The organism is Helicobacter sp. WB40 (genome assembly GCF_027859275.1).
GTDB lineage: Bacteria > Campylobacterota > Campylobacteria > Campylobacterales > Helicobacteraceae > Helicobacter_D > Helicobacter_D ibis.
The window spans coordinates 101,670-116,101 of sequence record NZ_JAQHXS010000001.1 but is presented as its reverse complement, the minus strand read 5'-3'; the positions used below and the strand labels follow the sequence as shown (position 1 = coordinate 116,101).

Here is a 14,432-nt window from a genome sequence, read left to right as displayed (position 1 = left end):
TAAAAATTTCTTATGAAAATTTTAAGGAATCTAAAAAAATATTTAAATCACTCTATCTGCCATGCTTTAAAATATCAGCAATCAAAAATGATAGCTCAACAGCTTGATTTGCATTCAATCTAGGATCACATTGTGTATTATAATTAATACCAAGTCCCTCTTCTTTGACAAGACCACCAATGCATTCTGTAACATCTTCTCCAGTCATTTCTAAATGCACTCCACCAGCATAAGTTCCTGCACTTTTATGAATCTCAAAAAAGCTCTTCACTTCGCTTAAGACATCATCAAAGATTCTAGTTTTATAACCACTATCTGTCTTTATTGTATTTCCATGCATAGGATCAATGCTCCATACAATCTCTCTTCCTTCATTCTTTATAGATTCTAGCAGTTTTGGGAATTTCTCTTTTATAGCGACACTGCCCATTCTTACAATAAGATTCAATCTTCCTGCTTCATTATGAGGATTTAAAATATCGCAAAGCCCTAAAATCTCATCTTTTGTGCAACTTGGACCTATTTTTACACCAAGCGGATTATCAACACCTCTTAAAAACTCCAAATGAGCACCATCTAAATTCCTTGTCCTCTCACCTATCCATAGCATATGAGCAGAGCAATCATACCACTTGCCAGTTAGATGATCTTGTCTCGTTAGAGCTTCTTCATAGTTTAGCAGTAATGCTTCATGTGAGGTAAAAAACTCAATTTGTCTTAATGAAGTTGTATTAGCAGAATCAATTCCACAAGCTTTCATAAAGGATAATGCTTGATTAATCTTATCTGACATATCTTTATATTGTAAAAAGTTCTCTCCACGCACAAAATCCAAATTCCACTTGTGAACTTGATTTAAATCAGCCAAACCACCATAGGCAAATGCACGAATAATATTTAGTGTTGAGGCTGACTGATGATATGCTTGTAGCATTCTTTGTGGATTTGCTTCCCTTGCTTTAGCATCAAACTCTATATCATTTATAATATCACCCCTATAACTAGGCAATGAGATTCCATTTATACTCTCACTATCACTAGATCTAGGCTTTGCAAACTGCCCCGCCAAACGACCAACCTTTACAATAGGACAACTACCAGCATAGGTTAAAACAACAGCCATTTGCAAAATCACCTTAAACAAATCCCGTATCTTTATAACACTAAAATTAGAAAAACTCTCTGCACAATCTCCACCTTGTAGTAAGAATGCTTCTCCTTTTGATACTTTTGCTAAATGTTTTTTTAACGATCTTGCCTCACCAGCAAAGATTAATGGTGGATATTTACATAATTCTTCTTCTACTTTTTTTAGAGATTCTAAGTCTGAATATTGTGGTTGTTGTAGTGCTACTTTGCTTCGCCAACTATCTATGCTCCATTGATTATAAGACATATTAATTCCTAATTTTTTAATAAGCGTTGATTGTAGCAAAATGGAATATAAAATAAAATATAAATTAAAATTATCATAGCATGTATAATGCTATAATAATTATTCTCCTAGATATACTTGTCTAGGACGAGTGATTCTTGCATAAGGATTTGTTATGTGTTCTATTGCTTGAGCACACCAACCGGGCATTCTCCCAATCACAAATATAGGCGTAAATAATTCAACTGGAATCTTTAGTGCTGTTAAAATAATTCCACTATAAAAATCAACATTAGGATACAAATTTCTCTCTTTAAAGTAATCATCATTCAATGCTACCTCCTCTAGTTTTTCAGCTATTTCACTAAGCCTTGAATCCATCTTAATTCCCTTTTTATCAAGCTCATCTTTTAATGCCTTAATAGCCTTTGCTCTAGGGTCATAATTCTTATACACACGATGTCCAAATCCCATAAGTCTAAAAGGATAGTTTTTATCTTTAGCCCTTTGGATAAATTTATCTACATTATTTACATCACCTATTTCTCTTAATTGATCTAGCACCTTTTCATTTGCACCACCATGAGCTGGACCCCATAGCGCATTTATACCTGCTGATATTGCAGCATATGGATGAACACCAGTTGAAGCTACATTTCTAACGGTTGTAGTTGAAGCATTTTGACCATGGTCTGCATGAAGTATAAACAACTTATCTAACGCTTCAATTTCTAGTGCAGTAATTTCTTCTTCACCATTTATTGTATATTTTAACCTACCTCCCGGATATGCTCTAAGCATGTATAGGAAGTTTTCAACATATCCTCTACTAATATCAGGGTAAATAAATGGTGCTCCAACAGAATTTCTATAAGAAAATGCAACCAAAGTAGTAATCTTAGCAATGATTCTTCTAGCCATAACTTGATAATCATTTATATCATCTTTACTATCAAAATGAAATGTAGATAATGCAGCAACTGCAGAGCTTAGATTCGCCATTGGGTGTGCTTTATCAGGGAAGGCACTAAAAATATTTATAAGACCTTCATGCAAAAAAGATCTATGTCTTAACTCTAAATCAAATTCAATAGATTCTTTTTCGTTTTTTGGTGCTTCCCCAGTTATCAATAACTTTGCCACATCTGTAAATTTATATTTACTTACAACTTCTTCTATTGGCATACCTCTATATAAAAGCTTCCCATTTTTACCATCAACATAGCTAATAGTAGATTCACAACCTGCAGTAGAACCATATCCCGGATCGTAAGAGAAGATATTGGTAGTTTCAAAAAGCTTACTAAAATTAACCGCTTTTGGACCTCTAGTGCAGTCAATTAAATCAAAGTCAAACTTCTCACCAGTTTCATTGTTTATAAGTGTTACCGTTCCCATAAATACTCCTTATATAACTATTATGGATTCATTGTAACAAACTTTTAATACAAATAGTAAAAAATTTTTTTAATTTTATAATTTTTATTGTTTGGGCTTTTATTTTTTACACACTAGTTGTATATAATATCTATATCACTTGTGGGTTTAAACTCGAAAATATGAGGCTCTATGCTACTATCTACTTTTATTTGACTAAATTTTATTTCAACTTGATTTTTCAAAGAATCTTCAAAAGTAATGGAGTTTAAAATTCCATCTTTAAAAGTTAAATTATATTTCTGTCCCATGATTGTAGATTCATATAGATTATCCTTTATTTTTTTAGCACTTTTAATTAAGCTTAAAATGTCCAAATTCTCTTGCAAAGAGCTAATGATTGCTTGTTTTAACCTTGGTTCATAAATAATCATTGAATCTCTTTGAATGTATATCTGCTTTATTATAGGACTACTATAATCCCATAACACATAATATGGAGCAAGACTTAATATTCTTCCTTTATAGACTATATTATCGCTTTGTGAGTGCAAAATTTGTGTAAATTCCGCCTCAAAACTCTTAATATTTTTAATCTCCCCAAAGATAAAAGTAATGCAAATAAAAAATAAAGCAGATATTCTAATCAATGTTTTGAATCCTTATGCAAGAAATATAATCCAACTGCAAGTGCAAGTATGGAAATAGCAAAAAACAGCATATCTTGTGTGCTTTTCATTCCCATGTTTAATACTTTAGAAAAGAATGCCACAATTAAAGCCATAACAATCACCTTTGCTAACTTATCTTTTAATTGATCTAAAGTATGAATCTCTAAAACTTTTGAATTACTATCATCTTTTATTTGAATCTTACAAATAAATAACTCATATAAACCAAATGCAAAGATTAGTAGCACAACCGCTATAAGATATAAATCAACCGCCATGATGATTGTATTTAACAAAATGTTATGTATATCAGCACCATCTCCTAATACACCACTATAATACAAAAATGTATCCTTAGCCACCTTTATAATATCTATACTAGCAACTATAAAAAGCAACACCGAACCAACAAGTGATAATACAACTGCTAAAATGATAAATAATCTAGCATTCCACATTAGTTTTTCAAAGATTCTTCTTATAAGCTCCAAAATACTTCCTTTCACAATAAAAGGCAAAATTATATCTAAAAATTACATATTAAGACAGATATATTTTAACTCCATATATTCATCAATTCCATATTTAGATCCTTCTCTGCCAAACCCACTATGCTTAATATCTCCAAAATGTGCTACTTCATTTGATATAAGCCCAGTATTTATACCAACCATACCATATTCTAAGCCTTCAGCCATTCTCCATTACCTTTTATAATCATTTGTAAAAACATAAGAAGCAAGTCCATATTTAGTATCATTTGCCCTGCTAAGTACTTCCTCTTCTGTATCAAATTTAAAAATATGTGCAATAGGATCAAATGTTTCTTCTTGAGCAACTATCATTTCATCACTTACATCACCTAGCAATGTAGGACCAAAAAGTCCCGCCAAATTCATGCTCAATCCAACATAGATTCTGCTTCGTGCATAAATTCTATTTGCACAAATACAAGTCTGACCACTATTTCTAAATTTTGTGAGCATTGTTTATATAATTTCATACCAACTTCACTAGTTCCAGTAAAGCTAAGCTTTCTAACTATATCACTCTTGCATAAGACTTCACAAATCTCACTTGAATCTCCATTCACAACAACAAATAATTCTCTACTAAATCCAGCACCACCTCTCCAAAAGATTCATTTAATGGCTTACCTTGTTCCTTTGTCATTAATTCTGCTAAAAATTCTTTATTCTTAATTATTAACTCATAAAATCTATAAAGCAAATCACTTCTATGTTCTACTAGAGATTTAGCATATTCAATCTGTGCTTTTTTAGAATCTAAAATTATTTGTTCTAACTCTTGCTTGTTTATCTTTTAAACATAGGCGATTATTTCATTAGTGGCTGGATTATTCACAGCAAAATAACCATGAACATCATTGCGCGATACATATCTTTGCAAAATATTCATAAAAATACCCTCCACAAAAAGCATTTCTATAAAAACTAATCAACCCAAAAAGGGTTGATTATTAAATAAATGATACTACCAAGAATCCTAAAGCAACGGCAATAGTAATTGAAACTACACCCGGTATAAAGAATGCATGATTGAATATAAACTTTCCAATTCTTGTTGTTCCAGTATCGTCCATTTGTACCGCACCTAGCAATGTAGGATAAGTTGGAAGCACAAAAAGAGCCGAAACTGCAGCAAAGCAAGCAACAAGCATATAAGAATCTCCAGGATTTGTAGCACTAATTCCTAATGCTGAAATAATAACCGGAGTAATAGCTTTTGCAGTTGCAGCTTGAGAGTATAAAAGCATACTAGCAAAGAAAAATGCAACTGCAAGCATTGCAGGAGTCTGTTTAACCCACTCACCTGCTACTTCCTTAATAGCAGCTTCATGTCCAGCAACAAATGTATTTCCAAGCCACGCAACACCAAAAACACACACACAAGCTGTCATACCAGATTTAAATACACTTGTATCTAAGATCTTGCCCGGCTCAACTTTACATACCCATGTAATTAAAAGTGCAGCAGTTAAAAGAAAACTCATAATAGCAGCATCTCTAGGGATAATCACAGGATCAATCCATTTAATATTATTAGAAATTGCAGTAGCATAAAGCACAACACAAAGCACTGTAACTAAAAAGATTCCAACAGATAACTTAGCACCAGGCTTATCTTCAGCATTTAAAACATCACCTGCATCTTTTACAAGTCCTTTTGCTAATCTTTCTTGATATACTGGATCTTTACTTAAATCAAGAGGAGTAATTACACTAACAATAAAAGCTGTAACCATACAAGCAACAAAGGTAGTTACAATCCATATACCAATTAAAGTAGGATAATTCCAACCTAAAGGCTCTAAAACACCAGTCATATAAACAACTGCCGCAGATACTGGAGAAGCTGTAATTCCAATTTGCGAAGAAACAACCATTAGTGACAACGGGGCACTAGGTTTTATATTTTGCGATTTTGCAACATCTACTACAACAGGCATTAGCGAAAATACAGCATTCCCAGTCCCAGCTAAAATAGTAAGCAACCAACCACAAGCTGGGGAAAGATAATTGATATATTTTGGGTGTGTACGAAGTAGTTTTTCTGTAACCCTAACCATATAGTCTAGCCCACCTGCTTGTTGCATAGCCGAAATTGCAGCAATAGCAGCAGCAATAATTAAAATAACATCCCATGGTATATTCCCAGGCTTCATTCCTAATAAAAGTCCAAGAACAACAACACCCAAACCACCTGCATATCCTATAGCTATACCGCCAAGTCGGATACCAATAAAAATAGCACCCAAAAATACGATCAGTTGTAAAATAATCATTATATCCATAAAATCCCCCTCAACTTAAAGACTTAATCTTTTCTTTTTTCTGTCATTTGAGGATTTAGCATGTTTTTAGGATCTAAAATCTTATCGATTTCTTCTTTTGGCAAATATCCTCTAGCAAGACATATCTCACCTACTGACTTGCCAGTTTCTAATGCTTCTTTTGCAATGCTTGCAGATTTTTCATAACCTAAAACAGGATTAAATGCAGTAACAATACCAATAGAATTTAATACTGATTGTTTGCAAGCTTCTGCATTAGCTGTTAAATGCTTGATAGCCTTTTGCGCTAGAGTTTTCATGGCATTTTCTAACACTATAATAGAATTAAAGAGCGCATAGGCAATTCCCGGTTCAAACGCATTTAATTCAAACTCTCCTCTTTCAGAGCAAAGCATAATAGTTACATCATTTCCAATTACTTCATAGCAAGCCTCGCCTACTGCTTCACAAATCACTGGATTTACTTTTCCTGGCATAATAGAACTTCCAGGTTGCATTTTAGGAAGATTTATCTCACCTAAACCACATCTAGGACCTGAATTCATAAGCCTTAAGTCATTTGCAATTTTTGATAGTCTAACTGCAGCAGTCTTTAATGCACCACTTACTGCTACAAAATCTGCTGTATCTTGAGTAGCTGCTATTAGATCTTCTGCGGGTTTAAAATCTACACCTGTAATTTCTTTCATTCTTTTTTCTACAATTACTTTATAATTTGGGTGGCAGTTAATCCCTGTCCCAATGGCGGTAGCACCTAGATTTAGTGTTTCCATAACGCTTCTTGCATACTTAATCTTTTCAATATCACTCTTAATATAACTTGCAAATGCATTAAATGTATTTCCCAAAGTTGTAGGAACTGCATCTTCAAGCTCTGTTCTACCCATTTTAATGATATCTTTGTATTCTTTTGCCTTAATTAAAAGCTCATCTTTTAATTCTTCCATAGCTTTTAGTAAATCACCCAATTTTGCATGAGTTGCCACTTTAATCGAGCTAGGATATGTATCATTTGTAGATTGCCCTAAGTTTGTATGATCATTTGGGTGCAAATATTGATATTCTCCCTTTTTATGACCCATGCTTTCTAACGCTATGTTTGTTAAAACTTCATTAACATTCATATTAGTTGAAGTTCCAGCACCACCTTGAATCATATCCACAACAAACTGATCAATAAATTCACCAGCAATTAATCTATCACAAGCTTTTGCTAACGCATCAGCCTTATCTGCATCTAACACTCCAACTTCCTTGTTCGCTAAAGCTGCTGCTTTTTTAACTTGTGCAAAAGCCTTTATAAAAAATGGATAATGCTTTAATCTCCTACCGCTCATATGGAAATTTTCTAATGCTCTAAAGGTTTGAACACCATAATAAACATCATCAGAAATCTCTAACTCACCAATGAAATCATGTTCTTTTCTCGTCCCCATAACGACTCCTAAAACTTTAATTACACCTTTAATTTAAGGATTTGATAATACTACTCCTAATAACTTTAATATATTATTAAAAAAATAAATAATTTCTACTTCTAAACATCATTCCTCAATACCCCTTTTTTGCATTCATACAATATAACTAAGACAACAACAAAACAAGCACATAAATTACCAAGCGGATAAGAATACATAACACCAACAAAGCCAAATATTTTAGGCAATATAAGTGCAAAAATGAGTGCAAAAATCAAAGTATAAGATAGCGTAATAATTAAAGACCCAAGAGTTCGCTGGATAGATTGAAAGAAAATGGCACTCACCATATTGATACCCAATAAAATATACGACATGAAATAAATCATCATAGAATCTCGTATATCATAAAATAAGCTAGAATCCCTAGCATTTATATTCTCTTGTAAAAACAAAGGAATAATGTAAGGACTAAAATAATAAGATAATCCATACATAAAAACACCAACAAAAAAGCCAAATATAATGCCAAATGTAAATACACTTCTAACCCTATCTAGCAATTTTGCACCATAATTATAACTAGCAATTGGCTGAATCCCTTGAGCAACTGATAACAAAATAGTAAATGGAATAATTCCAACATACATAAGCACACTATAAATAGATAATCCCCTATCCCCAGAAATACCACCTATAATATGATTAAAAAGTAGCATCATAATACTTACACTAATTTCAGCACTACTTTGTGGAATCCCATTTTTAGTAGCCATCAAAATCGCATAAATATCAAAAGCTCTAATTAAATATAAATCACCCCTTTTTCTTAAAAAATGCTGCAATAATATAAGCATACCTATTCCATGCCCCATAACAGTAGCCAATGCACTCCCACTAAGTCCCCAGTCAAACACAAATATAAATAGATAATTTAAAACCACATTCATTACTGCACCAACGAGCATAGCAACCATAGCCAAGATAGGCTGTCTATCATTTATAGCAAATGTATCAAGAATTGGGTGCAAAACTATAATAAAAGCACCCAAATAAATAATCTCTGTGTATTCCTTAACAAGAGGTAATAGCGTCTCACTAGCACCTAGATAAAGAGAAATTGAATCTGAATAATAAAAGAGTAAGATTCCACCAACAACACTACTAATAGCTGCAAAATAAAAAACGGAACTAAATATGATCCTCGCCCTAAAAGCTTTGCCTTTACCCAAAAAATAAGAGCTCATAGCAGCAGCACCAATTCCAAACAATAACTCAAATGCAATAAGCACTGGAAAAATAGGCCAAGCAAGTCCAATTGCCGCTAGTGCATTTTCTCCGAGCTTTTTACCTACAAAGATTCCATCTATTGTAGAATATGTTGATAATGCAAGCATAGCAACCAAAGAAGGCAAAAAATAAGAAAAAAATAGTCGAATTACTGAATCTGATTTTAAATTTAATTTTGCATTGCTAACCATACAAAAATCCCCCAAAATTATACAAAGCCTGCGATTCTAACATAAATCATTTTTTGCGTATTTTAAGGATTCTTCTATGCTTATACTAGGTGAGATTATTATATTTGCGTTATGCAATCTACTTTGTGCAAATTCATAAGTAGTCTTGCCAATACATAGAGCAATATAGCTACTATGCCAATTATAATTAAACAAAAATGCCTCTACACCAGAAGGTGAGCTAAAAAATATGACACTATTTTTATCTAGTTTAACTTTATCTTCTAAAATAACAAAAGAAGTTTCATACAATACAGATTCAACTATATTTATGCCATTATCTCTTAGTGTTTCATATAAATTTGATGCCACCTTTTTAGCCCTTATAAAAAGTGGATTTTTATTTTTTAAAATACCAACCAATTCAAATGCAAACTCATCTCCATAAGGGCTTTTAGATACATAATAAGGCTTTATTTGCAACCTCTCTAACTCTCTTTTAGACGCATTTCCCAAACAATATGTCGGAATCTTTGCCCATTTTGTATGATTTATTTGAGCTTCTAAAGATAAAACAGAATTTTTCGAAGTAAAAATCAAACTATCACAATACAACAACTTATCTTCTAGTCTTGTATCAATAATAACTTGTATATCAAGTAATCTTAGTGGAGTTGCTAAGCTATCATAGGGGGATGAATCTTGTTTTGTGATATAATAAATCATTTTCATAAATAAAATTGTATCAACTTTTAGATGAGAATTAAAATGTATATGAAAAACAAAAGCAAAGCAAACAAAATAACAAACAATGAAAATATCGATGAATATATAAAAATCGACATAAGAGCTAGAGGATACTATCTAATAAGCCATGTAAAAGATTCAATAAACATAAGCGATCTCAAAAGAATAAGCTTCATAGCAGAAGAAAATAAAGATAAAAAACTGCTTCTTTATTGCCATAGTGGTGCTACTGCAGCTGAATTTGGTGATAAACTAGTAGAGCTAGGATATAACAATATTTACTATTATGATGATAATTATTTTAATATGCCAGATTCATGGATTGTTAAAAATAGTTAATAAACTCTATAACATATCCATACAATCCATAAGCTATATAAAACATAACAAGTGCGGTAAATACATGCAACATAGCCCAAGTTTTCGTGCTTTTAAATAACACACTAGCCTTCTTTGCAGCAAAAGAAATACTAACAAACCAAATACAAGAAGCCAAAATCACACCAAATGAAAAAATAAATTTCTCGCCAATATCCAAAGAAAGGGACATAGCACCTAAAATAACAATAGTATCTAAATACACACTAGGATTAAGCAAAGTAACTGCTAGAGTTTGGAGAACTATGTTTTTAATAGAATCTTTTCTATCCAAAGAAGTTAGCTTTAAATATTCATTTGCCCTTATAGCTGACCTTAATGACAATAACCCATAAGCTAAAACAAAAATAAACCCCAGCACACCAAGAAGTGATGAAATTATTTTGCTATGTGCAATTAACTTTGCCACCCCAAAGACACCTAAGCTTACAAAAAATACATCGCATAAAATACAAATCACACACACAAGTAAAATATGATTTTTCATTATTCCTTGCTTTAGTACAAATGTATTTTGAGCTCCAATTGCTGCAAAGAGTGCAAATGCAGTAAAAAATCCCTTGCTTAATACCTCCACTATTATCCCTCTAATTCATCATACATAGTATTTATTGCCCTCTCTAGCATACTATATACCTTCTCAAATCCGCTAATGTCCCTATAATAATAAGGATCTGGTATATCATCACCACCAAGCCCATAATCACCCATTAGCACGACATTAGAAAATCCCATTCTCTTTAAATCATTAAAATTACTTCTATCCATAGCAACTATTAAATCAAACTCGCTATCTCCATATACGCTAACCTGCCTTGACCTTAGCATACTTATATCTATCCCGTAATTTTTTGCTACTAAAATTGATCTATCATCTGGCTTTGAGCCTACATGATAACTAGCAGTCCCAGCAGAATCAACTACAACACTAAGTCCTCTCTTATCTGCCAATTCTCTAGCAATACCCTCCGCCAATGGCGATCTACATATATTTCCAAGACATACAAAAAGTATTCTCTTCATTCTTTCTCCTTATATGATATAACCCTAACTATAAGCTCTCCATAGTAATTAAAAGCATGACAAAACACTATTTCAATTTCACTATTTTCTAATATCTTTGGTATCTCCTCACCAAACTTTATAGCATTCAAATATAAATTATCATCTCTTAGCACAAACGCACTATGTCCCCCATTATTGCCTATATGTTTTATGTTTGTAATCTTCGCTTTAGTTTTAAAATGTGGCTTAAAATTCCCCTCACCATAAGGCTCATAGCACAAAATCATATTAAAAAACTCATCATCTAAATCTTTAAATAACACTTCGCCAAGCACCAAATCATCTCTAGCATAAAAAGATTCAACAAATCTTAATCTATCTTTTAATTGTTCTAAATTTTCTAGCTTTAAACTAAGCCCTGCAGCATTATTATGACCACCATATTTAAGCAATAAATCACTACAAGAATCCAAAATCTCCATGCACGATTCACCCCTCATGCTACCCTTTATTACACCTCCTTCATCACTTGTGCTTAAAACTATGCTTGTTTTTTTGTATTCTTCAGACAATCTAGCAGAGACAATACCCAAGATTCCTTCATGCCAAGATTCATCATACACCACAATAACCCCACTATTCTCACACATATCTTTAGCATGTAAATATGTTTGGTTTTGAATCTTTTTTCTCTCTTCATTTAGCAATAATAAATGCTCAAACTTTTTTCTACCGATAGCATAGTCCCTCTCGCATAAAAACTCATAAGATAGCATAGCACTATCCATTCTACCAGCACAATTTAACAAAGGAGCAAAGGAAAATGATATAAGCTCACAATCAACGTGGCTTTTGTATTTTTCTTTTAGAATCTTAAAGGCAGTTTTATTGCTATTTTTTATACACTCTATACCTTTTTTTAATAACACCCTATTAATTCCACTTAATGGCATAACATCACTAACAATAGCCAAAGCCAAAAAATCCAAAAAAATGGTCATATTGACACCTAAATTCATCTCTTTTTTCAATGCTGCACACATATACCACGCCACACATGCACCACATATATCGGCTTGAGGAAAGTTTGGAGATAACTTTGGATTGCATATTAATGCACTTGGCAGAATCTCTGGTGGATTATGATGATCTGTTATTATCAGTTTTATATTTTTTTGTTCACATATTTTAGCAGCTTCAACTGCATTTATGCCATTATCAACGGTTATTATTACATCTGCACTTATTCTTTCTAATAGCTTTTTTGAAATGCCATAACCATCTTTGAATCTATTTGGAATTACAACATCTAATGGATAAGAAATTAAATCAAAAAACTCCTTTACAATAACACTTGAGACTACACCATCAACATCATAATCTCCTATTAGTGTTATTTTTTTATTATTTTTTATAGATTTATGTATTTCTTTGGCGATTATTGTTAGATTACATAGAGATTCTGGTGGTGGGAGATCCTTTAGAGTTTGTATGTCATTAGAGATTCTAGCATCTAATAAGGCTCTAATAGAATCCTTATTTAGAAGAATGTGATTTTGCATTAATAGCCTGTCTTATAAATTCTAAAATCACTAAATTTGGTGCTTGCAATCTTGAAGTAAATTCTGGGTGGAATTGCACTGCGACAAACCAAGGGTGATCTACAAGCTCTACTGCTTCTATTAGCCCATGAGATTCGCCGCTTACTATCATTCCTGCTTTTTCCAATATTTCTCTATATTTTGGATTGGCCTCATATCTATGTCTATGTCTTTCATAGATTTTACTCTGTCCATTATATGCTTTTTGTAATTTACTATCTTTTTTTGTATAACACTCATATTCTCCAAGCCTCATAGTGCCACCCATAGGAGATTTATGAGTTCTTATTTGTTCTTCACCATTAGTATCAATAAAGTTTTCTATTAAATATATTGCCGGTTCTTTTGTTTCTTTATTAAATTCAATTGAATCAGCTTGCAGGATGCCTAGCTTATTTCTACAAAACTCTATAATCGCCAATTGCATACCAAGACATATTCCCAAAAATGGAATATTGTTCTCTCGTGCAAATTGTATCGCTTGCATTTTTCCATTGACACCACGAACACCAAATCCACCCGGAACCAAGATTCCACCAACATATCTTAGCTTCTCTAAAGATTCTTCATTGTTTTCTATTTCTTCGCTATCTATCCACTCTATATTTACTTTTGTATCTAAATTTGCTCCAGCATGAATTAAAGCTTCAATTAAAGATTTATAAGACTCCTTAGAACGCAAATATTTTCCAACAAATGCTATTGTTACTTCATTTTGAGGTGCTAGAATCTGCTTTACTAAAATATCCCATTCTTTCATATCTGGATTAAATTCTGTTAATTTTAAAAATCTAGCAATAGGGCTTAACACCCCTTCTTTATAGAAATTTAGTGGCATTTGATAGATGCTTTGTGCATCATGAGCACTAATTACACAATCAGAATCAACATCGCAACTCATAGATAGCTTATTTTTTAAATCAAGCGGTATTTCCTTTTCACTTCTTGCAATTATTATTTGAGGACTAATACCAATCCTTCTTAATTCTTGCACACTATGTTGGGTTGGTTTTGTCTTAAGCTCACCTGCAGCTTTAATTAATGGTATTAGAGTAACATGCAGACTAATAACCCTATCCATTCCATATTCTTGCTTCATTTGCCTCATAGCTTCTAGAAATGGCAACCCTTCTATATCTCCTACAGTGCCACCAAGCTCTACGACTAGTATCTCCCTTCCCTCACCTGCTAGTTTTATTCTATTTTTAATCTCATCTACAATATGAGGCACAACTTGTATTGTCTTACCCAAATATCCACCACTTCTCTCTCGCTCTATTACAGATAGATATACTTGCCCTGTTGTAAAGTTATTTTTGGAGGTAAAGCTTGTATTTAAGAATCTCTCATAATGCCCTATATCCAAATCCGTCTCTGCACCATCTGTGGTAACAAAAACCTCTCCATGCTCTAGCGGACTCATTGTGCCCGGATCTACATTTATATATGGGTCTATTTTTAAGATTCCAACACAAAATCCAGATTGTTTTAATAAAGTAGCTATAGAAGCAGATGTAATACCCTTACCCAAAGAACTTAAAACACCGCCAGTTACAAAAATATATTTAGTATCAAAACTAGACAT

15 protein-coding genes and 1 pseudogene are annotated in these 14,432 nt (G+C 32.6%); 1 reads left to right on the top strand and 15 read right to left on the bottom strand.

From position 1 onward, the window contains the following. Positions 1–52: 52 nt before the first annotated feature. From PF022_RS00675 to PF022_RS00625, 11 genes and pseudogenes are all read right to left on the bottom strand, one after another. A complete protein-coding gene (locus PF022_RS00675) occupies positions 53–1,396 on the bottom strand; it encodes a class II 3-deoxy-7-phosphoheptulonate synthase (protein ID WP_271022449.1) in 1,344 nt (447 codons plus the stop codon). Positions 1,397–1,495: 99 nt separating this feature from the next. Continuing rightward, positions 1,496–2,773: a citrate synthase gene (locus tag PF022_RS00670; RefSeq protein ID WP_271021199.1), complete on the bottom strand. Its 1,278-nt coding sequence runs from the start codon at positions 2,771–2,773 to the stop codon at positions 1,496–1,498. A 113-nt stretch (positions 2,774–2,886) separates the two neighbouring features. After that, entirely contained in the window at positions 2,887–3,402 is a 516-nt protein-coding gene (lolA, locus tag PF022_RS00665) for a LolA-like outer membrane lipoprotein chaperone (RefSeq protein ID WP_271021200.1), read from the bottom strand. Further along, on the bottom strand, positions 3,399–3,881 hold the full coding sequence (locus tag PF022_RS00660; RefSeq protein WP_442908567.1) for a YqhA family protein: 483 nt from the start codon (positions 3,879–3,881) through the stop codon (positions 3,399–3,401). Before PF022_RS00660 ends, lolA begins: the two co-directional genes overlap by 4 nt. A 75-nt stretch (positions 3,882–3,956) precedes the next feature. Further along, positions 3,957–4,268 (bottom strand): annotated as a pseudogene (locus tag PF022_RS00655) (aldehyde dehydrogenase family protein). Positions 4,269–4,324: 56 nt separating this feature from the next. Beyond that, the gene (locus tag PF022_RS00650; RefSeq protein WP_271021202.1) at positions 4,325–4,516 is read right to left on the bottom strand and encodes an aldehyde dehydrogenase family protein; all 192 of its coding nucleotides are present in this window, start codon (positions 4,514–4,516) and stop codon (positions 4,325–4,327) included. After that, entirely contained in the window at positions 4,513–4,692 is a 180-nt protein-coding gene (locus PF022_RS00645; protein WP_271021485.1) for an aldehyde dehydrogenase family protein, read from the bottom strand. Before PF022_RS00645 ends, PF022_RS00650 begins: the two co-directional genes overlap by 4 nt. 211 nt (positions 4,693–4,903) lie before the next feature. After that, a complete protein-coding gene (locus PF022_RS00640) occupies positions 4,904–6,238 on the bottom strand; it encodes an anaerobic C4-dicarboxylate transporter (RefSeq protein ID WP_271022445.1) in 1,335 nt (444 codons plus the stop codon). Positions 6,239–6,261: 23 nt separating this feature from the next. Continuing rightward, positions 6,262–7,674 carry an aspartate ammonia-lyase gene (locus tag PF022_RS00635; protein WP_271021204.1) on the bottom strand — a complete coding sequence of 471 codons (1,413 nt, stop codon included), beginning with the start codon at positions 7,672–7,674 and terminating at the stop codon, positions 6,262–6,264. A gap of 101 nt (positions 7,675–7,775) precedes the next feature. Continuing rightward, positions 7,776–9,137: an MATE family efflux transporter gene (locus tag PF022_RS00630; protein WP_271022443.1), complete on the bottom strand. Its 1,362-nt coding sequence runs from the start codon at positions 9,135–9,137 to the stop codon at positions 7,776–7,778. 36 nt (positions 9,138–9,173) lie between these two features. Further along, positions 9,174–9,848: a uroporphyrinogen-III synthase gene (locus PF022_RS00625; protein ID WP_271022442.1), complete on the bottom strand. Its 675-nt coding sequence runs from the start codon at positions 9,846–9,848 to the stop codon at positions 9,174–9,176. 42 nt (positions 9,849–9,890) lie between these two features. On the opposite strand from PF022_RS00625, the gene PF022_RS00620 reads away from it, so the two are divergent. After that, entirely contained in the window at positions 9,891–10,202 is a 312-nt protein-coding gene (locus tag PF022_RS00620) for a rhodanese-like domain-containing protein (RefSeq protein ID WP_271021207.1), read from the top strand. Here the strand turns inward: PF022_RS00620 and PF022_RS00615 are convergent. Genes PF022_RS00615 through PF022_RS00600 form a run of 4 tightly spaced genes read right to left on the bottom strand, consistent with a single transcriptional unit; the run spans position 10,189 to position 14,432 of the window. Further along, positions 10,189–10,818 (bottom strand): LysE/ArgO family amino acid transporter, encoded by a 630-nt coding sequence (locus tag PF022_RS00615; protein ID WP_271021208.1) that lies wholly within the window; start codon positions 10,816–10,818, stop codon positions 10,189–10,191. The genes PF022_RS00620 and PF022_RS00615 overlap by 14 nt on opposite strands. Before the next feature lie 2 nt (positions 10,819–10,820). Continuing rightward, positions 10,821–11,264, bottom strand: a complete 444-nt coding sequence (locus tag PF022_RS00610; protein WP_271022441.1) for a low molecular weight protein-tyrosine-phosphatase — start codon at positions 11,262–11,264, stop codon at positions 10,821–10,823. Continuing rightward, complete coding sequence (gene recJ / locus PF022_RS00605; protein WP_271022440.1) at positions 11,261–12,808, bottom strand: single-stranded-DNA-specific exonuclease RecJ; 1,548 nt, start codon at positions 12,806–12,808, stop codon at positions 11,261–11,263. Before recJ ends, PF022_RS00610 begins: the two co-directional genes overlap by 4 nt. After that, positions 12,783–14,432 carry a CTP synthase gene (locus tag PF022_RS00600; protein ID WP_271022439.1) on the bottom strand — a complete coding sequence of 550 codons (1,650 nt, stop codon included), beginning with the start codon at positions 14,430–14,432 and terminating at the stop codon, positions 12,783–12,785. The genes recJ and PF022_RS00600 overlap by 26 nt, the downstream gene beginning before the upstream one ends.

Coding starts and splice junctions, on each gene's coding strand:
- PF022_RS00675 (WP_271022449.1), bottom strand. CDS start 1,396: ATGTCTTATAATCAATGGAGCATAGATAGTTGGCGAAGCAAAGTAGCA.
- PF022_RS00670 (WP_271021199.1), bottom strand. CDS start 2,773: ATGGGAACGGTAACACTTATAAACAATGAAACTGGTGAGAAGTTTGAC.
- PF022_RS00660 (WP_442908567.1), bottom strand. CDS start 3,881: ATGTGGAATGCTAGATTATTTATCATTTTAGCAGTTGTATTATCACTT.
- PF022_RS00640 (WP_271022445.1), bottom strand. CDS start 6,238: ATGGATATAATGATTATTTTACAACTGATCGTATTTTTGGGTGCTATT.
- PF022_RS00635 (WP_271021204.1), bottom strand. CDS start 7,674: ATGGGGACGAGAAAAGAACATGATTTCATTGGTGAGTTAGAGATTTCT.
- PF022_RS00630 (WP_271022443.1), bottom strand. CDS start 9,137: ATGGTTAGCAATGCAAAATTAAATTTAAAATCAGATTCAGTAATTCGA.
- PF022_RS00625 (WP_271022442.1), bottom strand. CDS start 9,848: ATGAAAATGATTTATTATATCACAAAACAAGATTCATCCCCCTATGAT.
- PF022_RS00620 (WP_271021207.1), top strand. CDS start 9,891: ATGAAAAACAAAAGCAAAGCAAACAAAATAACAAACAATGAAAATATC.
- PF022_RS00610 (WP_271022441.1), bottom strand. CDS start 11,264: ATGAAGAGAATACTTTTTGTATGTCTTGGAAATATATGTAGATCGCCA.
- recJ (WP_271022440.1), bottom strand. CDS start 12,808: ATGCAAAATCACATTCTTCTAAATAAGGATTCTATTAGAGCCTTATTA.
- PF022_RS00600 (WP_271022439.1), bottom strand. CDS start 14,432: ATGTCTAGTTTTGATACTAAATATATTTTTGTAACTGGCGGTGTTTTA.